The sequence below is a fragment of the Dankookia rubra genome (assembly GCF_004355005.1).
GTDB classification, from domain to species: domain Bacteria; phylum Pseudomonadota; class Alphaproteobacteria; order Acetobacterales; family Acetobacteraceae; genus Paracraurococcus; species Paracraurococcus ruber_A.
The window spans coordinates 88,166-106,102 of sequence record NZ_SMSJ01000007.1 but is presented as its reverse complement, the minus strand read 5'-3'; the positions used below and the strand labels follow the sequence as shown (position 1 = coordinate 106,102).

Annotated in this window: 17 protein-coding genes; 8 read left to right on the top strand and 9 right to left on the bottom strand. The window is 70.9% G+C overall.

Translation table 11 applies throughout. The annotated features are described in order from the left end of the window. Nucleotides 1-21: 21 nt before the first annotated feature. The gene (ugpB, locus tag E2C06_RS08630) at nt 22-1,353 is read right to left on the bottom strand and encodes a sn-glycerol-3-phosphate ABC transporter substrate-binding protein UgpB (RefSeq protein WP_133288195.1); all 1,332 of its coding nucleotides are present in this window, start codon (nt 1,351-1,353) and stop codon (nt 22-24) included. Between the two features lie 124 nt (nt 1,354-1,477). Continuing rightward, on the bottom strand, nt 1,478-2,641 hold the full coding sequence (locus tag E2C06_RS08625) for a diaminopropionate ammonia-lyase (RefSeq protein ID WP_133288194.1): 1,164 nt from the start codon (nt 2,639-2,641) through the stop codon (nt 1,478-1,480). 85 nt (nt 2,642-2,726) lie between these two features. On the opposite strand from E2C06_RS08625, the gene denD reads away from it, so the two are divergent. Together denD and E2C06_RS08615 are read left to right on the top strand one after the other, a co-directional pair. Continuing rightward, nucleotides 2,727-3,713, top strand: a complete 987-nt coding sequence (gene denD / locus E2C06_RS08620; protein ID WP_133288193.1) for a D-erythronate dehydrogenase — start codon at nt 2,727-2,729, stop codon at nt 3,711-3,713. After that, complete coding sequence (locus E2C06_RS08615; protein ID WP_133288192.1) at nt 3,713-4,105, top strand: RidA family protein; 393 nt, start codon at nt 3,713-3,715, stop codon at nt 4,103-4,105. The genes denD and E2C06_RS08615 overlap by 1 nt, the downstream gene beginning before the upstream one ends. A gap of 58 nt (nt 4,106-4,163) precedes the next feature. Here the strand turns inward: E2C06_RS08615 and E2C06_RS08610 are convergent, their stop codons facing one another. The 3 genes from E2C06_RS08610 to E2C06_RS08600 are packed head-to-tail and all read right to left on the bottom strand — an operon-like array spanning nt 4,164 to nt 5,898. Beyond that, nucleotides 4,164-4,544, bottom strand: a complete 381-nt coding sequence (locus E2C06_RS08610; protein ID WP_133288191.1) for a YkvA family protein — start codon at nt 4,542-4,544, stop codon at nt 4,164-4,166. A gap of 3 nt (nt 4,545-4,547) precedes the next feature. Further along, the gene (locus tag E2C06_RS08605; RefSeq protein ID WP_165982284.1) at nt 4,548-5,390 is read right to left on the bottom strand and encodes an alpha/beta fold hydrolase; all 843 of its coding nucleotides are present in this window, start codon (nt 5,388-5,390) and stop codon (nt 4,548-4,550) included. Nucleotides 5,391-5,448: 58 nt separating this feature from the next. Next, nucleotides 5,449-5,898, bottom strand: a complete 450-nt coding sequence (locus E2C06_RS08600; RefSeq protein WP_165982283.1) for an acyl-CoA thioesterase — start codon at nt 5,896-5,898, stop codon at nt 5,449-5,451. Nucleotides 5,899-5,987: 89 nt separating this feature from the next. Between E2C06_RS08600 and E2C06_RS08595 the strand changes: the two genes are divergently transcribed. From E2C06_RS08595 to E2C06_RS08575, 5 genes are all read left to right on the top strand, one after another. Then, nucleotides 5,988-6,950 carry a tripartite tricarboxylate transporter substrate binding protein gene (locus tag E2C06_RS08595; RefSeq protein WP_133288188.1) on the top strand — a complete coding sequence of 321 codons (963 nt, stop codon included), beginning with the start codon at nt 5,988-5,990 and terminating at the stop codon, nt 6,948-6,950. Nucleotides 6,951-7,600: 650 nt separating this feature from the next. Continuing rightward, on the top strand, nt 7,601-8,251 hold the full coding sequence (locus E2C06_RS08590; protein WP_165982282.1) for a GntR family transcriptional regulator: 651 nt from the start codon (nt 7,601-7,603) through the stop codon (nt 8,249-8,251). 148 nt (nt 8,252-8,399) lie between these two features. Next, on the top strand, nt 8,400-9,974 hold the full coding sequence (locus E2C06_RS08585) for a gamma-glutamyltransferase (protein WP_133288186.1): 1,575 nt from the start codon (nt 8,400-8,402) through the stop codon (nt 9,972-9,974). A gap of 97 nt (nt 9,975-10,071) precedes the next feature. After that, complete coding sequence (locus E2C06_RS08580) at nt 10,072-12,537, top strand: methyl-accepting chemotaxis protein (protein ID WP_133288185.1); 2,466 nt, start codon at nt 10,072-10,074, stop codon at nt 12,535-12,537. 126 nt (nt 12,538-12,663) lie between these two features. Further along, complete coding sequence (locus E2C06_RS08575) at nt 12,664-13,641, top strand: Bug family tripartite tricarboxylate transporter substrate binding protein (RefSeq protein ID WP_133288184.1); 978 nt, start codon at nt 12,664-12,666, stop codon at nt 13,639-13,641. A gap of 25 nt (nt 13,642-13,666) precedes the next feature. Here E2C06_RS08575 and E2C06_RS08570 read toward each other — a convergent pair whose 3' ends face one another. Next, nucleotides 13,667-14,566: a polysaccharide deacetylase family protein gene (locus E2C06_RS08570; RefSeq protein ID WP_133288183.1), complete on the bottom strand. Its 900-nt coding sequence runs from the start codon at nt 14,564-14,566 to the stop codon at nt 13,667-13,669. A 77-nt stretch (nt 14,567-14,643) separates the two neighbouring features. Between E2C06_RS08570 and rutA the strand changes: the two genes are divergently transcribed. Next, nucleotides 14,644-15,723, top strand: coding sequence for a pyrimidine utilization protein A (gene rutA / locus E2C06_RS08565; RefSeq protein ID WP_133288182.1), 1,080 nt, complete (start codon nt 14,644-14,646; stop codon nt 15,721-15,723). Between the two features lie 10 nt (nt 15,724-15,733). Here rutA and E2C06_RS08560 read toward each other — a convergent pair whose 3' ends face one another. The 3 genes from E2C06_RS08560 to E2C06_RS37470 all read right to left on the bottom strand — a co-directional run bounded on the left by E2C06_RS08560 (nt 15,734) and on the right by E2C06_RS37470 (nt 17,929). Beyond that, entirely contained in the window at nt 15,734-16,429 is a 696-nt protein-coding gene (locus tag E2C06_RS08560) for a Crp/Fnr family transcriptional regulator (RefSeq protein WP_165982281.1), read from the bottom strand. A 221-nt stretch (nt 16,430-16,650) separates the two neighbouring features. Next, a complete protein-coding gene (locus E2C06_RS08555; protein WP_165982280.1) occupies nt 16,651-17,706 on the bottom strand; it encodes an LLM class flavin-dependent oxidoreductase in 1,056 nt (351 codons plus the stop codon). 73 nt (nt 17,707-17,779) lie between these two features. Further along, on the bottom strand, nt 17,780-17,929 hold the full coding sequence (locus E2C06_RS37470; RefSeq protein ID WP_165982279.1) for a hypothetical protein: 150 nt from the start codon (nt 17,927-17,929) through the stop codon (nt 17,780-17,782). Nucleotides 17,930-17,937: the final 8 nt, after the last annotated feature.

The following is a 17,937-nucleotide window of genomic DNA, read 5'->3' as shown; positions in this document are numbered from 1 at the left end:
GCGGCGCCCTCCCTGGATGGTTCAGGCCTTGTTCGCCCGCTCGAAGTTCCGCAGCACCACGTTGCCGCGCCGGTTGGCGGATTCGAGCGCCGCGGTCGCGCCCTGCTGCCCCTGCAGCGCCTTTTCCAACTCCTCCTGGATGATGTTCCTGATCTCGACCATCCCGCCGAGCCGGAAGCCGGCGCTGTTCGGCGTCGGCTCGGCGCGGGAGAGCTGCAGGATGGCGGCGTCGGCGCCGGGGTTCTGCGTGTAGTAGCCCTCGGCCTTGGCCTTCTCGTAGGCCGCCAGGGTGATCGGCACGTAGCCGGTCGCCTTGTGCCACCAAAGGTCCTGGTCGACGTCGGAGATCGAGCGGAAGAACTCCGCCACGCCCTTGTATTCCGCCGGCGTCCGGGTCTTCGAGGTCAGCGTCCAGAGGCTGGCGCCGCCGAGCACGCCATTCTTCGGCGTGGCGATCACGTCGTCATGGTAGGGCAGCGGAACCGAGGCCCATTTGAACTTGGCCTCCTTGCCGACGCGCGCGCGCAGCGAGGAGGACATGAAGCTGACCGCCGCCTCGCCCGAGACGAAAAGCCCGTCGGCGGCATTGTCGCGGCCGCCGTAGCGGAACATGCCGTCCTTCTGCAGCGCCAACAGGTATTCCACCTGCTTGACGAAGAGCGGGCTGGTCAGCCGCAGCTCGGCGCCCAGCCCCTCGAAGCCGTTCGACAGGGTGGCGAAGGGCACGTCGTGCATCGCCGCCATCTGCTCGAACATGACCCAGGTGGGCCAGGACGTCGTGACGGCGACCGGCGCGGCATTGGCCGCCTTGATCTTCTCCGCCGCGGCGCGGATCTGCTTCCAGGTCTTCGGCAGGTCGGTGGTGGACAGCCCGGCCTTCTCGAAGGCGTCGAGGTTGATCCACATGATGGCGGAGGAGGAGTTGTGCGGCATCGAGATCAGCCGCCCCTGGGTGTCGCTGTAGTAGCCGCGGACGCCGGCGAGGTAGCGCTTCGGGTCGAGCGCAACGCCCGACTGGGCCAGCAGCTCGTGCACCGGGCGGATCGCCGGGCCGGCCGACATCATGGTGGCGGTGCCAACCTCGAAGACCTGGACGATATGCGGCGGGTTGCCGGCCCGCCAGGCAGCGATCGCCCCGGTCATGGCATCGGTGTAGCTGCCCTTGAAGCTCGGGACGACGGTGACGCTGGCCTGGCTGTCGTTGAAGCGCTTGACCTGCTCGGCCACGATCTCGCCGAGGACGCCGGGCATGGCGTGCCAGAACTGGATTTCGGTCCGGGCCTGCGCCCGCACGGCCGCGGGCGCGGCGAAGCCGAGGGCGGCGGCCCCGGCCAGCAAGGAACGGCGATGCATGGCGTGATCTCCCCGATCATCGATTGGTGCGGCGGCAGGTAGCCGCCGCGCGTTGCGCTTCTGTGACAACCTGGCGTCAGATTGGTGAAGCGGCAGCCCCGCGGCAAGCGGCCGCGCCGAAATATCACCCGGCCAGCTTGGCATAGAGCTCCGGGTCAGTGGCCCCCTCGGTACCGAAGAGCAGGATCCGGCTGCCCTCATCCAGCCCCAGCGCGTTGCGGCCGAAGGGATCGCGGGCGGCCAGCAGCAGGCCGGCGAGGCCGGCGACCGCGCTCTCCCCGGCAACCACCTTCGGGGTGCGCTTCGCCAGCAGCCGCATGCAATCCACCGCCGAGTCGTCCGGCACCGCCATCCAGGCGAAGGCGGCGCGCTCCAGCTCCTGCCAGGCGAGCAGGCTCGGCTCGCCGCAGGCCAGGCCGGCCATCAGGGTGTCCAGCTCGCCCTCGATGGCGGTCGGCTGCCCGGCCTCGGCGCTGGCCAGCAGGCAGGCGGCCTTCTCCGGCTCCACCACGACCAGCTTCGGGGCATTGGCGCCGTAGCGGGCGCGCATCTGGACCGAGACGGCGGCAGCGACGCCCCCCACCCCGCCCTGGATGAAGACATGAGTTGGCGGTTCGGGCAGGGATTCGGCGGCCTCGTCGGCCATCACCCGGTAGCCCTGCATGACGTCGCGCGGCACCTCGGTGTAGCCGGGGTAGGAGGTGTCGGAGACGACGAACCAGGCCTCGGCGGTAGCCGTGCGCTGGGCCACGCGCACGGCATCGTCATAGGTGCCGGGGATCACGCGGATCTCGGCGCCATATTTGGCGATGGCGTCGCGGCGACCCTGGCTTACCGCTTCGTGCACGAAGATGACGCAGCGGGCGCCGAAGCGCTGGGCGCCCCAGGCGACGCTGCGGCCATGGTTGCCGTCGGTGGCGCAGGTCACGGTGATGGCGTCGACGGCGTCCTTGTACTGGCCCTCGGCCAATTCCTCGGCGGTGGCGGCATTGGCCACGCCGCGGCGCGACAGCTCTGCCTGCAGCAGCTTCATCACCGCATAGGCCCCGCCCAGCGCCTTGAAACTGCCGAGCCCGAAGCGCCCGCCCTCGTCCTTCCAATGCACCGCTGCCACCCGGGCGGCAGTTGCCATATCCGGCAGCGGCAGCATCGGCGTCGGCGCATAGCCGGGCCAGGAGGCGATCTCCGCCTTGGCGCGGCGGAACCCGCCATCGGGCAGGACGACCACGCCGGGGGTCCCGGCATGGCGGTTGAGCAGCAGGCGGTAGGGGCAGCGGGGTATGGTCATGGCGGCGGACCATGGCCCGCTTGCGCCGATGCTGCCAAGGCGCGACATCAAGGCCAGGGCGCCACGGCGCGAAAAGGAGGACGCCATGCAGATCACGATCCTGGGCGGCGGGGGCTTCCTCGGCCGCAAGCTGGCGCATCGCCTGGCGGCCGACGGCGCGCTGGACGGCCAAGCCATTACCGGCCTGACCCTTTTCGACCTCGCGGCGCCGGCCCCGGTCGAGGCGCCCTTCGCGGTCCGCTGCCTCGGCGGCAACATCGCCGATGCCGAGGCGGCGAAGGCGGCGGTCCCGCCCGGCACCGACGTGGTGGTGCACTTGGCGGCCGTGGTCTCGGCGCAGGCGGAAGCCGATTTCGACCTCGGTTTGACGGTAAACCTGCACGGGACGCTGGCGGTGCTGCAGGCCTGCCGTGCCCTGCCGAAACCGCCGCGGGTGGTCTTCACCTCCTCGGTCGCCAGCTTCAGCGGCGGGCAGGAGGCGCGGCTGGAGGACGATGCGCGCCAAATGCCCGGCAACAGCTACGGTGCGGAGAAGGCGGCGGCCGAACTGCTGCTGCAGGATGCCAGCCGACGCGGCATGCTGGATGCGGTCAGCCTGCGCCTGCCGACCGTCATCATCCGGCCGGGCCGGCCGAACAAGGCGGCCTCGTCCTTCGTCTCGGCCATCCTGCGGGAGCCGCTGCTGGGGCTCGAGACCGAATTGCCGGTGCCGGAGGAATTCGCCCTCTGGATCTGCTCACCCCGCCGCGCGGTCGACTGGTTCCTGCATGCCATGGCGATGGACACCGCCCCACTCGGCCTCGACCGCGGCATCAACCCGCCGGGCCGCAGCGCCACCGTGGGCAAGATGCTGAGCGCGCTGGAGGCGGTGGCGGGCCCCGAGGCGCGGGCCCGGGTCAAGCCTGTGCCGGATGCGGCGATCGAGGCGATCGTCGGCACCTGGCCGGCCAGCTTCACCGCCGAGCGCGCCCGCCGGCTGCACGGCTTCTCCGAGCAGGAGAGCCTGGAGGAGATCGTCGAGGCCTTCATCGCCGACGACCTGGCGGCGACCCGGGCCGAGCGCGGCCTGTAGTGCTGGAGGTCACCCGCTTCCTGCTGCCCGATGCGCCGCAGCGCGTCGCGCCTTTCAGCCATGCGGTGCGGGCGGGCGACTTCCTGTTTGTCACCGGCCAGATGCCGACCCTGCCGGGCGGCGGAATGCGGCTGGTGGAGGGCGGGATCGAGCCGCAGACCCGGCAGGTGATCGAGAACCTGAAAACGGTGCTGTCCGGCAGCGGCGGCGCCTGGAAGCGGGCGGTCTTCGCCCGGGTCTACCTGACGGAGTTCGTCCGCGACTATCCGGCGATGAACGCGATTTGGGAGGCCAGCTTCCCGCCCGGCGGCCTGCCGGCGCGGACCTGCGTCGGCGTCACCGCGCTGGCGGTCGGCGCGCTGGTGGAGATCGACCTGGTGGTGGCGCTTTAGCAGCCGCGGGCAACGGAACGAGGGCAGGCCGGGGAGGACATGCCTTTTCCGCCCCGACCTAAGCCGCCGTCCGCGGCCAGAACCACCAGGCCAGCCCCGCGGCTGCCAGCAGCCAGACCAGAACGACGAAGGCCGCCCCCACCCGGCTGCCCGGCCGCGCTTCGGTCGCCGCGGCGGTGGCGCGGAACTCCGCCAGCAGGGGCGCAGGGATCAGCCGGATCACCAGCAGGATCGCCAGCGGCAGCAGGATCGCCTCGTCGAGCAGGCCGAGCACCGGGATGAAGTCCGGAATCAGGTCGATGGGCGACAGCGCATAAGCGGCGATCAACAAAGCCAGCAGCCGCGCCGGCAAGGGCGTGCGCGGGTCGCGCGCCGCCAGCCAGAGGGCATGGACGTCGCGCCGGACCGCGCGCGCCCGATCCTTCAGCCGGCGCAGCAAGGCTCAGCCCCGCCGCGCCTCCTGGCCGCGCAGGAAGTTGATGAAGACGGCAGCCAGCCGCGCCGTCGCCGCCTCCCAGCCGGCAAAATCGACATCGGCATCGGCCGGCGTGGTCAGCACTTCGCGGAACACGCTGTTCGGCATGCAGCGATGCGCGGACTGCGCGCCCTCGGCCGGGTGGACCCGGTCGTTGCCGGCAACCAGCACGGCGGGGACGGCAATGCGGCGCAACTCCTCCGGCGCCAGCCCGGCGACGGGATGGCCGGAGCCCTGGTGGAAGCCGGCCAGCCAGCGCCGCATCTGCGGCGCGAAGGCCTCGGCGCCCATGGCCTCGAGCCGCGCGCGGTTGGATGGGTTCGCCTTGATCAGGGCGGAAAAATGTTCGGTCCCGCAGACCGCCTCGATCCCACCCCGCTCCACCGCGGCCAGGTACTGCTCGTAGTAGTTGAAGGCGAGCCGCTTCGCCGCGTAGGCGCCGCCGGTGACGCGCCAGAGCAGCAGGCCCAGCACCGCGTCCGGGTGGCGCAGGCCGAGCAGCAGCGACAGCCGGGCGCCGGAGGAACACCCGGCGACATAGGCCGGGCCGGTGCCGAGCGCCCGGAGCAGCGCCAGCAGATCCTCCGCCTGCTCGTGGCTCTCGGAATCACCCGCCAGCGCGATGTCCGACCCGCCGGTGTTGCGGCGATCGTAGACCAGGGCCCGATATCCCGCCTCGGCCAGCAGCAGGCCGAGAGCGCGGTCGGAGCCGAGGCCACGCCGCCCGCCGGGGGAGATGGCGACCACCGGGCCGCTGTCGCCCAGAACCTCGTAGACGAGGTTGACCCCGCGGACCTGCATGACGGGCATGGGCGCTTCCTGTTCCGGAGTTTCCGGCCGGGAGACTAGGACCGCCGCCGGCGCCGCGTCACCCCGCCTCGTCCTTCGCGCCGGCGGCCAGCATCGCTGCGCGGATCGGCGGCGGTACCGGAACCCGCGCGCCGCTGGTCTGGTCCACCGCCACCAGCACCGTCCGGCAGGAAAAGCAGAGACCCTGCCGCCACACCGCATACTCGTGCACGAAGCTGGTCCGCTTCACCGCGGCGAAGCGCAGCGTGACCATGGCCTCGTCCTCGAAGACCAGCGACTTCAGGTAACGCGCCTCCAGCTGGGCGACGACCGGGCTGACCGAGCCGGGGGCGAAGGTGCCGCCCAGCGCCGACCAGCCGGGCCCGACGCGGAGATCCTCACAGAGCGTCAGGTAGGCCACGTTGTTGGCATGCCCCAGCGCATCGCATTCCGACCAGCGGATGCGGTGGCGCCGCGCCACCGGCCAGTTGCCATCGATCCCGAATGCCGCGCGGTCTTCCGGTGTCATCGCCGCCTCATGCCCTTGCGCCTGGCGCATGGCGTATCGCACCCTCTGGCAAAATCCCACCATGGGAATCCCCGAGGGAGCGTCCGCCCATGCCGACCCGCCGCGGCGCGCTCGCCGCGCTGCCCGCCCTGCTTTCCGCCCCGGCGCTGGCCGAGGCGCCATGGCCGACCGCCCGGCCAATCGAGGTCTTCGTCCCCTTCCCGGCCGGCGGCGGCGTCGATACCATGGTGCGCGGCATCACCGCGCAGGTGGCGACGCGCCTGCCCGGCGCCCGCTTCGTCGTCACCAACCGTCCAGGCGCCGGCGGCCAGCTGGGGTTCGAGGCGAACTTCAACGCCGCCCCGGACGGCTATACGCTGGGCGCCGCCACCAATACGGCGATGAACGCCATCAGCGTCGAGCGCATGCCGCGCTACCGGCCGGCCGAGTTCACCTACATTGCCAACGTGGTCGACGACCCGGCGGCCTTCTGGGTGCATCCCGACAGCCCGTGGAAAAACCTGTCGGACCTTGCCGCTGCCGCGAGGGCACAGCCGGAGGCCTTCGGCGTGGGCACCGCCGGGGTGGGGTCGGACGACCATATCCTGCAGCTTACCTTCGAGGAGGCGAGCGGCACCCGCCTCATCCACATTCCCTACAACGGAACCGCGCCGACGCTGCGGGACCTGCTCGGCGGCCGGCTGCCGATCGGCAGCTTCAACATGGGCGAGGGCATCACCCTGCTGCGGGAGGGCAGGATTCGCTGCCTCGGCCAGGCGGGGCCGCAGCGGTGGGAGGCGGCGGCGGACATCCCGACCTTCCGCGAGCAGGGCTTCGACATCCTGGGTGGCAGCGCCCGCGGCATCGCCGGCCCACCCGGCATCCCGGCGCCGATCCGCGGCGCGCTGCGGGAGGCCTTCCGCGAGGCTCTCTCCGATCCCGGTTTCGTCGCCGAGGCAGCCAGGCTGAATCTGCCGCTGCGGCCGCTGATCGGCGACGACTACGCGGCGATGATGGCGGCCGACCTTGCATCGCTCCGGCGGCTCTGGACGCGGCGGCCCTGGAAGGACTGACGGCGGGGTCGCGGCCTGGTGGCAGGACGGGCCGCCGCGAGTGGCTTGTCCAGGCGCCCGTCATCGGCCGGCCAACGCGGCCATGACGCAGCCAGGTCCGAGTCGGGGCCTCGCCGCGCCGATCCGCTCCGCCAAGCCGCCGCAGTTCCGGGCACCGCAGGCAATCCCGGGTGCCCGATTGGCGCCTCGGCTGGCTGGTTGCGGGCCGGTGTTCCTGGCGGGAGTAAGCGGTTCACCGCTTTCGGATGGAACCGTGTCTTTGGAGACACATGTGCTTTAGCCGGCTGAGGCGGGCCGGATACAGCCCTGCGTTGTACCGAATACGTCACATATTGTATGCCGCTTTACTCGCGATCACGTGAATGGCTGCTTGCGGGCACATCGGAAATCCGGTATAAAACTTTTGGTTGAATAAGCCGGAGACGCTTGAGCGCCATGGTCTGCAAGTTGCGGTCGCCGCGGCGAAGTCTGCGCGGCCACGGCATTGCTTCCCAAACCAACAGGTTGAATTTAAACTTCTCGGGTTCGCGAGCGGGACGGGAGCTATGTCTGTGGCAGTTCGGGACCACCGCGCGCGCGCCGGCGCAACGGTGGCAGTCATCTCCTCCGGTACGGATCAGCGTCGCCTCGTGCCGGTTCAACCGCGCACAATGGTGGAGCAGGCGGCCGAGGCGATCGTCGCCGGTGCCGCCCGCGGCATCTTCCTGCCGGATGACCGGTTGGTCGAGGCGGAAATCGCCCGCGACCTCGGCATCAGCCGGGTCCCGGTCCGGGAGGCGCTTCGCCTGCTGGAAAGCCAGGGTATCGTGGTCAGCACGCCCTACAAGGGCATGCGGCTCATGCAGGTCAGCAACAGGGGAGTTGCCGCCCTGATGCGGGTGCGCTTGGCGCTCGAGACCCTGGCGGTGCGGGAAGCGCTGGCCCAGCCGGGCGGCCCGGAGCGGTTCGACCGCCTGCGCCGCGCGGCTGACGCCTTCGCCGATGCGACGCGGTCGAGCGATCCCGCCCTGCACGTCCTGGCGGAGCAGGAATTCCACGCCGAGCTCTGCCGCTCCGCCGGCAATCCGCCATTGCTCGCGCTCTGGCAGAGCTTGGCGCGGCAACTGGCCGTCGTCTGGGGCCTCGCGCTGCAGTTGCGCGACAGTGCGTCGCAAAGCGAAGAACACTACACCCTGCTCGAGGCGCTCGAGTGCGGCGACGGTACGGGCGCGCTGGCGCTGCTGGTTGCCCATATCGAGCAGCACGGCGAACTCGACTTCGAGACCCTGGTCGCCGAGCGACGGAACCAACCGGCCGGCTGACCGCGCGGCTTCGGGCGCCCGGCCGATCGGCGCCCGTGGCGCCGACCATACCGGGGCCATCCGGGACGACGTAATCCAGGCCGGGGGGCTTGCCGCCGCCCTGGTGCGGCAGGACCATGCCGGCGAGATCCTTGCCGGAGCCCGAGACATGTCGGAATTCCCCGCCCCGCACGTGACCCAGAACTGGCAGCTGCGGAAGCCCGCGGCCCGGAGTGGTGGCGGCATGGTCGTCTCCCAGGTCAAGGCTGCGGCCGAGGCCGGCGCCCTGATGCTGGAAGCGGGCGGCACGGCGGCGGACGCGGCCGTCGCCACCGCCTTCGCCCTCACGGCGCTCGAGCCGTGGAATTCCGGCCTGGGCGGCATCGGCTTCGCTCAGGCGATGAAGCCCGGCATGGCGCAGGCCGAGACCTTCGATTTCGGTCCGGTCTCCCCGGCCGGGCTCGACCCCAGTGCCTATCCGCTGACCGGCGGGATGAAGCGCGACCTCTTTCCCTGGCCGGAGGTCGAGGGCGACCGCAACGTGCACGGCCCGCTCTCCTTCGTCGTGCCCTCGGCCGTCGCCGGCTATGCCCTGCTGCACGAGACGCATGGCCGCCTGCCGATCCGCGACGTGCTGGCCCCGGCGGTGGCGCTGGCAAAGCGCGGCCTGCCGCAGGACTGGTACACCACGCTGAAGGTCGCCTCCTCGGCTGCGGTGCTGCGGCTCTACCCCGAAAGCGCCCGGGTTTACCTGCCGAACGGCCTGCCGCCGGTGCCGCCCTACCAGGGCAGCCCGGGCTTCTTCACCCTCGGCAACCTGCCGGCGACGCTGGAGCGACTGCAGCAGGCCGGCCTCCGCGACCTCTACGAGGGCGAGATCGCGGCGCAGATCGCATCGGATGTGAAGGCGATGGGCGGCTTCCTCTCGGCCGCCGACCTCGCCGCCTGCCGCGCCCGCATCCTGCCCTCGGTCGCCGTGCACTGGCGCCGGCGGGAACTGATGCTGGTGAACGGCTTGACCGCCGCGCCGACGCTCCGCCGGGTGCTCGACGGCATGGCCGATGCCGACTGGGCGGGGGCCGAGCCCTCCGCCGCGTGGTATGGCCGGCTCGCCCGCGCCATGCAGGATGCCTATGCCGAGCGGCTGGCCGGATTGGGCGATGCGGAACCGAAGGGCGCCGACAGCTGCACCACCCACATCACCGCCGCCGACAAGGACGGGATGATGGTGGCGATGACGACGACGCTGCTGTCCTCGATGGGCTCGCGCGTCATGCTGCCGGGGACGGGGATCATGATGAACAACGGCGTCATGTGGTTCGACCCCGTCCCCGGCACGCCGAACGCGATCGGCCCGGGCAAGCGGGCGCTGAACAACATGTGCCCGGTGATAGCTGCCAGCGGCGGCCAGCCGGAGATCGCGGTCGGCGCCTCGGGCGGCCGCCGGATCATGGCCTCGGTCTTCCAGCTGCTCTCCTTCGTCGCCGATTTCGGCATGGAGGTGGAGGCGGCCGCGCATCACCCGCGGATCGACGTCTCCGGCCCGGCCGGCATCGGCGCCGACCGCCGGCTGCCGGAGGCCGTGCTGGCCGCGCTGCGCACCGAGGGCGAGGTGGAACTGCTGGAGCACGGCGTCATGCCGATCAACTTCGCCTGCCCCAACCTGATCCGGCGCGGGCCGGAGGGGGTGGTCGGCATCAGCGACGCGGCCAGCCCCTGGAGCGCGGCGGTGGCCGCGGGGTGACGCGCGGCCGGCCTTCGGAGACCTTGGCATTGAGGAGGCCTTAGCAAAGCTCGGTGCATGCTCCGCGGGCGAAGCCCTGTCCGAGGAGCGGAATGCGATGCGCGTGAACGAGCCCGTCACCACCCGAGAGACCCTCGTTCCCGAGAACGACGTCCTGGTATCCAGTACGGATACCGGCGGGCGCATCCGCTTCGCCAACCCGGCCTTCGTGGCGATCAGCGGCTTCACCGTCGAGGAGCTCGAGGGCGCGCCGCACAACCTGGTCCGCCACCCGCACATGCCGCAGGCGGCCTTCAAGGACCTGTGGTCCGCCATCAAGGCCGGCCGGCCCTGGGAGGGGCTGGTCAAGAACCGCAGCAAGTCCGGCGACTTCTACTGGGTCCGCGCCAACGTCACCCCGGTGGTGGAAGACGGCAAGGTCACCGGCTATGTCTCCATCCGCACCCGCCCCGAGCGCGAGGAGGTCGCGGCCGCCGAGGCCGCCTATGCGGAGCTGCGCCAGGGCAGCCACCGCTTCGCGCTGCGGGACGGCGAACTCCTGCCGACCGGCTGGCGGCACAACATTGCCGAGCTCGCCGGCAGCGTCACCGGCCGCCTGGTCGCCGCCGGCGCGGTCACCGCGCTGGCCATCGGCCTGGTCGGCTGGCTCGGCATCGCCGGCATGGCGGCGACCACCGCCGGCCTGCGCACCGTGCATGAGGAGCGGCTGCAGCCGGCCCTGCAGCTGGCGGAGATCCGCGACCTGGAGCGGGATGTCCTGCTGCAGGTCGCCCTCATGCCCGGCGAGATCCTCAGCGGCACCAGCATCACCCCGCGGATCGAGGCGGTGCGCGCAAATCTCGCGCAGGTCGGCACGGCCTGGCCCGCCATAAAGAATCGCATGCACGACGCCGCGGAGATTTCGCTGGTGGACCGCCTCGAGGCGGCACGGCAGCGTTTCCTGCGGGAGGGGCTGGAGCCTGGTCTCGGGATTGCCGAGCGGGGCGACGGATTGGCGTTGCGCGCCCATCTGCGCCAAGCGCTGGTGCCGCTCTTCACCCCGGTGAGCCAGCTCAACCTGGAACTATCGGCCCTGCAGGCGCGGGGCACGGCCGCGAGCAACGATGCGGCTCAGGCTGATTACCGTCGACGCCTCTGGATGGTGCCGGCGGCCGGCCTGGGTGGGCTTGTGCTGCTCGGCGGGCTTGGCCTGCTCGGCTACCTTGGCCAGCGGAGCCATCTCCACCAGCTCGAGGCCGAGCTGGTGCGCATCAGCCGCGGGGAACTGCAAGGCAGGATTCCCACCCCGCCGGCACGCGAGTTCCGCCACGTGGTCGCCCTGCTGCGGGCGCTGCGCGCCCGGCTCGCCTACGCCGAGCAGGAACGGGCCGAAATGGACCGCTGGGCCGGCGAGGAGCGCAGCGCGGCGGTGCGCGAGATGGCCGGGAAGGTCGAGGCGGAGGCGCGGACCGCGGTGGATTCGGTGGCCAGCCGCGCCACCGAGATGGCGACGCAGGCGGAGGAGGTCGCCGGCGCGGCGGACCGGCTTGGCGAGAATGCCGCCGCCGCGGCGCAGGCCTCGGGCCGCGCCCTCGAGAATACCCAGGCGGTCGCCGCCGCGACCGAGGAACTCTCCGCCTCGATCCGGGAGATCGCCACCCAGACGGCGCATGCGAGCGAGGTGGTCGGCCGTGCCGTCGAGGGTGGCCGCACCGCCGAGGCGACCATCGCCTCCCTCGCCGAGGCCGCAAGCCGGGTCAACGACGTGGTGCACCTGATCGGCGACGTCGCCGCCAAGACCAACCTTCTGGCGCTCAACGCGACGATCGAGGCGGCGCGCGCTGGCGATGCCGGCAAGGGCTTCGCGGTGGTCGCCGGCGAGGTGAAGCAGCTCGCCGCACAGACCGCGCGGGCGACCGAGGACATCTCGCGCCAGCTCACCGGCATCGCCACCGCGACCAGGGCGGCGGTCGAAGCCGTCACCGGCATGGGCGAATCGATCGGCAGGATTTCCGAGACTGCCGGCGCCATCGCCGCCGCGGTCGAGCAGCAGGGCGCCGCGACGCAGGAGATCGCCCGGAACGTCGCCGCCAATGGCGAGGAAGTGCGCGAGATGGCCGGTCGCATCGACGCGGTGGCCCGCGACGCCATGGCGGCCGGCATGCGCGCCGGGCACCTGCGCGACGGCACCGGCGAGGTGGGCGAGAGCGTGCGCGAGTTGCGGCAAGGGCTGATGCTCGTGGTCCGTACCTCGATGGCGGAAGCCGACCGGCGGGTCGAGCCGCGCTTTCCGACCTCGGAGGCCTGCGTGGTTGAGGTCGGTGGAACGCGGACGGAAAGCAACCTGATCAACCTCTCCGCCCATGGGGCGCTGCTGGCGGGCACCACGGGGATGTCGGCCGGGATGGGCGGAACGCTGGAACTGCCGCGGCACGGGGTGCGCATCAGCTTCGAAGTGCGCGAGGCCAGCATGCGCGGGCTGCACCTGCGCTTCCTTGATGCGGGGCTGACGCCGGCCTGGCAGCAGGCCTTTCATTCGCTGACCGGCCAGCGCTTCCCGCAGCCGGCCGAAGTGGCGGCCTGAGCGAGGGCGGGCGGCACGTCCCTTGCTGATCCGGGCCTGTCGGGGCAGGGCAGCAAGCCGGTTTCGTTAACTCTGCGTCATCTGCAGGCAAGCTGCCCTCGCCCCTGCCGCAAAGGAGCGCAGAGCATGCAACGCCGCCACCTTCTTGGTCTCGCCGCCGCCCTGGCCCTGCCGGCTCTTGCCCGCGCCCAATCCGGCGCCTGGCCGGGCCGCGGCTCCATCCGCCTGGTCGCGCAATTCCCGCCGGGCGGGCTGGTCGACACCATCTCGCGCCTCATCGCCCCGCCGATGGCGGCCGCGCTCGGCCAGACCGTGGTGGTGGAGAACCGGGCGGGCGCCGGCGGCGTCATCGGCACCGACTTCGTCGCGAAGTCGCCGGCGGATGGCTACACCTTCCTGGTCAGCCATGCCTCGGTGCAGGTCTTCTCCACCGCGACGCTCCCGACCCTGCCCTTCGACCCGGTGACGGATTTCACCCATCTGGGCATGCTGGTCGAGGCGCCGAATGTCCTGATCGTCAAGGCGGGCTCGCCCTACAAGACCCTGGCCGACTACCTGGCGGCGGCGAAGGCCGGCCCGGTGCGCTACGGCTCCTCCGGCATCGGCTCGGCGCCGCACCTGCTCGGCGTGATGCTGGGGGCGGAGGCGCAGGCCCGCAACCTCGACCACGTGCCCTATCGCGGCAGCGCCCCGGCTATGCAGGACCTGATGGCTGGCACGATCGAGAGCATGATCGACCCGGTCACCACCAACGTGGCGATGCTGAAGGACGGCACGCTGCGCTGCCTCGGCATCTCCTCCCCACGGCGGCTGCCGCAGCTGCCGGATGTGCCGACCTTCGCCGAGCAAGGCTTCGGCAAGCTGACATCCAACCAGTGGCTCGGCCTGTCGGCGCCGAAAGGACTGCCGGAGCCGGTCGCGGAGAAGATGACCGCGCTGATCCCCGCGTTGCTGGAGACGCCGGTGCTGAGGCAGCGCTGTGAGGACTTGGCGACCCTGCCGCGCAAGCCGACGCCGCTCGGCGCCGACTTCGTCAAAGTGATGCGGGAGGACATCGGCACCTGGACCGCCATCGCAAGGCAATTCAACATCGTCCAGAGCTGACGCTTGCCTGCACGCCGGGGGTGGTTCAGCCCCCCGCCGCGGCCTTCACGTGGCGCGCCACCTCCTCATGCGTGGCGAACCAGACGTCGCCCTTGGCCTTCATGTGCTGGATCAGACGGTCCAGCAGGGCGATGCGGCTGCGGTGGCCGATGACATGCGGATGCATGGTCAGCAGGAACATCCCGCCTTCCGCATGAGCGCCGTCGAACTCAGCGCGGAACACCTCCTCGACCCCCGACGGCGGCGTGTAGGGCCGCAGCGCGCTGAAGCGGACGAAATTGAAATAAGGCGCGTCGTCGCGGATCCACTCCGGCGGCAGCTCGATGATCCCGGTCGGCTCACCCTGGTCCAGCAGTTCGTAGGGATCGTCATCCGCCATCAGGCTGCTGTCGTAGAACAGGCCGAGCTCGCGGATGATGGACAGGGTGTCGGTGGAGAAATCCCAGCTCGCGGTGCGGATCCCGACTGGACGGCGGCCGGAGAGCGATTCCAGCACGTCAGCGGCGCGGAAGGTCAAGTCCCGCTCGACGCCGGGCGGCAGGGCAGTGTTGGCCTCGTGGATCCAGGAATGGATGCCGATCTCATGGCCCTCTCCGGCTACCGCGCGGATCTCCTCCGGGTGAAGCAGCGCCGAGACGGCGGGGTAGTAGAAGCTGGCGCGCAACCCGTGTTTCGCCAGCAGCGCGCGGATGCGCGGCACGCCCTGGCGGTTGCCGTACTGGCCCTGGCTGATCCGCATTGGGCTGTGGTCGGCGTCGCGTAGCGGAATGGTCTCGTGGTCCGCATCGAAGGACAGGGTGACGCAGCAGCGCGCGCCGCCTGGCCAGGCTTTGGGCGCCAGACTGCGGCCGGCGCGGGCATTGCCGACGATCCGGCGCCAATCCGGCTCCGGCCATTCCCAGGGCTTCGCGGGTTCGTCGCTCATGCCTGCCCTCCCGTGTCGCGGCATCCTGGCATGCCGATTGCTGCGCCGCACAGGGACATTGCACCAGGGGTCATGCCATGGACATCGGCGTCTTCATCCCGATCAACAACAACGGCTGGATCATCTCCGCCACCTCCCCCCAGTACATGCCTAGCTTCGAGCTCAACAAGCAGGTGGTGCAGAAGGCTGAGGGCTACGGGTTCGACTTCGCGCTGTCGATGATCAAGCTGCACGGCTTCGGCGGGAAGACCGAATTCTGGGACCACGGGCTCGAAAGCTTCTCGCTGATGGCCGGCCTCGCCGCCGTGACCAGCAGGATCCGGCTCTATGCCTCGACCGCCGTGCTGACCATCCCGCCGGCGATCGTCGCCCGCATGGCGGTGACGATCGACAGCATCTCGGGCGGCCGCTTCGGGGTGAACATCGTCTCCGGCTGGCACAAGGTGGAATACAGCCAGATGGGCCTCTGGCCCGGTGACGCGCATTTCGGCAAGCGCTACGACTACAGCACCGAATACGTGCGGATCATGAAGGAGCTCTGGGAGACCGGAACCTCGGACTTCAAGGGCGAGTACTTCCAGATGGACCAGTGCAAGCTGTCGCCGCCGCCGCAAGTGCCGATCAAGCTGGTCGCGGCGGGGCAGTCCGACCGCGGGATGGAATTCGCCGCGACCTACTGCGACTTCAACTTCGCCCTGGGCGAAGGCGTGAACGAGCCGACCAAATGCGCCGAGGTGCCGCGGCGGATGACGGAGCATGCAGCGAAGACCGGCCGCGATGTCGGCTCCTACATCCTCTACACCGTCATCGCCGAGGAGACCGACGAGGCGGCCCTGGCCAAGTGGGACCTCTACAACCGCGGCGCGGACCGGGAGGCACTGGCGCATCTGCTCGGCCATGCCGCGGCCGACACGACAGCGCACGACACCTCGATGGCCGCGGCGATCAAGCGGGCACCCTCCCCGATCAACTTCAACATGGGCACGCTGGTCGGCTCCTATGCCAATGTCGCGCGCATGCTGGACGAGGCGGCATCGATGCCAGGCACCAAGGGCCTCATGCTGGTCTTCGACGACTTCATCGCGGGCATGGACAAGTTCGGCCAGCATGTCCAGCCGCTGATGCAATGCCGCAGCCACCTGAAGCTGGCGGCCTGACGGGCGCCCCTCAGCCGCGCTGGTAGGCGAAATCCGCCAGCGCGGCGGAATCCAGCACGGCGATGCGGTTGTAGCCCAGCCGCACCCAGCCCGCCGCCTCGAACTGCGCGAGCGACTTGTTGACGAGGTTGCGGGAGGCATTGGCCATCCGCGCGATCTCCAGCTGGGTCAGCCGGATGTCGCCGGTTGGCGCCAGCGCTGCTTCGTCCAGCGCGCCGGTCACCCGCAGCAGCACCGCGCCGATCCGGCGGTCGGCGCGCCGGATCATCAGCTGGGCGACGTTGGCGATCGCCACCCGCATGGCGATCTGGCCGAGCTGGCCGACGCTGCGCGCGGCGGCCGGGTTCGAGAGCACCAGCGCCCGCGCCGCCTCATAGGGCAGGTGCATGGCCCAGGACGACTCCATCGACCGTACGGTCAGCACCCGCTTCGGCCCGCCGAGCGCCGGCCCCTCGCCGCACCACCAGCCCGGATGCAGGATGTGCGACAGCGCCGGCGCGGAATAAGGCGTGCTCACATAGGTGCCGAAGGAGCCGGCGACGATACCATACAATCCGCCTGGACCGTCGCCGGCCTGGAAAACGACCTCGCCCTTCCTGAAGTGGCGCGGCTCGGCTCCGGCGAGCAGCGCCGCCTGGAAGTCGGCCGGCTGATCCGGCAGCCAACCACGGGAGAGCAGGATGGCTTCGGCCGCCCGGCGATCCATGGCCGGGTGGTGCCGCCATGCAGTCGCGGTTCCGGCAGCGTCCCCGTCAAGCCGGGACGCATCGCGTCCAGCTCCGCACGCCATCCTATCGTTCCCCCACGCCACGCGGCAGCCCGCCCGTAGACTCCGGCATCCAGCCGCGCGGGAAAGGGTGCGGCAAATACCTCGCGTCTTGCAACAGGAACGATTCCGGGATGCGGGACGGAGGCCGTCGCACTGCCTCAGGCGGCGAGCGCTTCCGCCTCCGCCGCGCGGCGCAGCAGGGGCAGCACCTCCCGCCCGAACCGCGTCAGCGACCGCTCGACCGCGGCGCCTGCCAGGCCCGTGAAGCCCATGTAGAGGCTGTAGTGGGTCGGCCGCAGCAGGCGCATGTCGCCGGCGAGTTGCTCGGCGATCTTGCCCGGCGCGCCGATCAGCCCGTGTTCCAGCAGCCACTCCACCGTCGGCTCGCCCTGGAAGGGCACGGCGCGGAGATGCACGCCGTCCCGGGCCGGCAGCGCCGCGCGCAGCGCGACCGTGTTGCGGGCCAGCGCCAGCAGTCCCTCGGCAGCCTGCCGCGCCTCGGCAGCATCCTCCGTGACGAAAAGATAGCGCTGGATGCCGAGCGGCAGCGGCTCCGCCCCGCCGACACCGCGCCAAGCGTCGAGCATCGCCTGCCGCATCGGCAGGGCCTGAGTGCCGGTGCGGTAGCCCTGGCTGATCATCGGCGTGGCACCTGCCCTCACGCCGCGCGCCAGCACCGCCGGCGTCGCGGTGGCGACGTACATCGGCGGCATGCGGCCCGAGAGGGTGCGGGCGGCGACCGGCGTGTCCTCGATCCGGTAATGCTCACCGAGGTGGTGGACACGGCCCGTTGTCAGCGCCTGCTCGACGATGTCCCAACCTTCCAGCAGCCGGGCGTAGCGGCTTTCCAGCGGTACCTGCAGGCTGCGGAATTCATGCGGCTGGTGCCCCGGGCCGAAGCCTAGCAGCACGCGGCCGCCGCTGATCTGGTCGAGCATGGCGACCTCCTGCGCCACCCGCAGCGGATGGTGCAGCGGCAGCACCACGACGGCGGGGCCGAGCAGGATGCGGCTGGTCACCGCGGCGCAATGCATCGCCATGAGGAGTGGAGAGGCGCAGATCGATGCGTTGGAAAAATGATGCTCGGCGAACCAAGTGGCGTCGAATCCGAGTTCCTCCGCCAGGCGCACCTGGCGGACGGTATTCGCCAGAACCTCCGCCGGGGTCTCCCCCTGGTGGTTCATCGACATCAGATTGAAATAGGCGAACTGCATCTCGGGCCTGGCCTGCTGCGCTGCGGCAAGACTGGCATCCGGCCCGCCCTGGCGCAACGCCGGGGCGGCGATGCTACCTTGCCCTGGCCGGCTGCGACTGGCCGGCGCTGCTGCCGGACGGCGTGGTTTCCATGCTGCGGGACGTCGGGGCATCGCGCGTGCAGCCCGCGACCAGCAGCAGGGCGAGGAAGGCACCGGCGAACAGTCCATGCCGTGAGATCATGCCGGCAA

Bases quoted from the DNA above. Each gene is read 5' to 3' on its own strand.
- E2C06_RS08600 (WP_165982283.1), bottom strand. From the start codon at position 5,898: ATGACACCGGAAGACCGCGCGGCATTCGGGATCGATGGCAACTGGCCG.
- E2C06_RS08595 (WP_133288188.1), top strand. From the start codon at position 5,988: ATGCCGACCCGCCGCGGCGCGCTCGCCGCGCTGCCCGCCCTGCTTTCC.
- E2C06_RS37470 (WP_165982279.1), bottom strand. From the start codon at position 17,929: ATGATCTCACGGCATGGACTGTTCGCCGGTGCCTTCCTCGCCCTGCTG.
- E2C06_RS08570 (WP_133288183.1), bottom strand. From the start codon at position 14,566: ATGAGCGACGAACCCGCGAAGCCCTGGGAATGGCCGGAGCCGGATTGG.
- E2C06_RS08580 (WP_133288185.1), top strand. From the start codon at position 10,072: ATGCGCGTGAACGAGCCCGTCACCACCCGAGAGACCCTCGTTCCCGAG.
- E2C06_RS08590 (WP_165982282.1), top strand. From the start codon at position 7,601: ATGGTGGAGCAGGCGGCCGAGGCGATCGTCGCCGGTGCCGCCCGCGGC.
- E2C06_RS08555 (WP_165982280.1), bottom strand. From the start codon at position 17,706: ATGCAGTTCGCCTATTTCAATCTGATGTCGATGAACCACCAGGGGGAG.
- E2C06_RS08560 (WP_165982281.1), bottom strand. From the start codon at position 16,429: ATGGATCGCCGGGCGGCCGAAGCCATCCTGCTCTCCCGTGGTTGGCTG.
- ugpB (WP_133288195.1), bottom strand. From the start codon at position 1,353: ATGCATCGCCGTTCCTTGCTGGCCGGGGCCGCCGCCCTCGGCTTCGCC.
- rutA (WP_133288182.1), top strand. From the start codon at position 14,644: ATGGACATCGGCGTCTTCATCCCGATCAACAACAACGGCTGGATCATC.
- E2C06_RS08585 (WP_133288186.1), top strand. From the start codon at position 8,400: ATGTCGGAATTCCCCGCCCCGCACGTGACCCAGAACTGGCAGCTGCGG.
- E2C06_RS08575 (WP_133288184.1), top strand. From the start codon at position 12,664: ATGCAACGCCGCCACCTTCTTGGTCTCGCCGCCGCCCTGGCCCTGCCG.
- denD (WP_133288193.1), top strand. From the start codon at position 2,727: ATGCAGATCACGATCCTGGGCGGCGGGGGCTTCCTCGGCCGCAAGCTG.
- E2C06_RS08605 (WP_165982284.1), bottom strand. From the start codon at position 5,390: ATGCCCGTCATGCAGGTCCGCGGGGTCAACCTCGTCTACGAGGTTCTG.
- E2C06_RS08625 (WP_133288194.1), bottom strand. From the start codon at position 2,641: ATGACCATACCCCGCTGCCCCTACCGCCTGCTGCTCAACCGCCATGCC.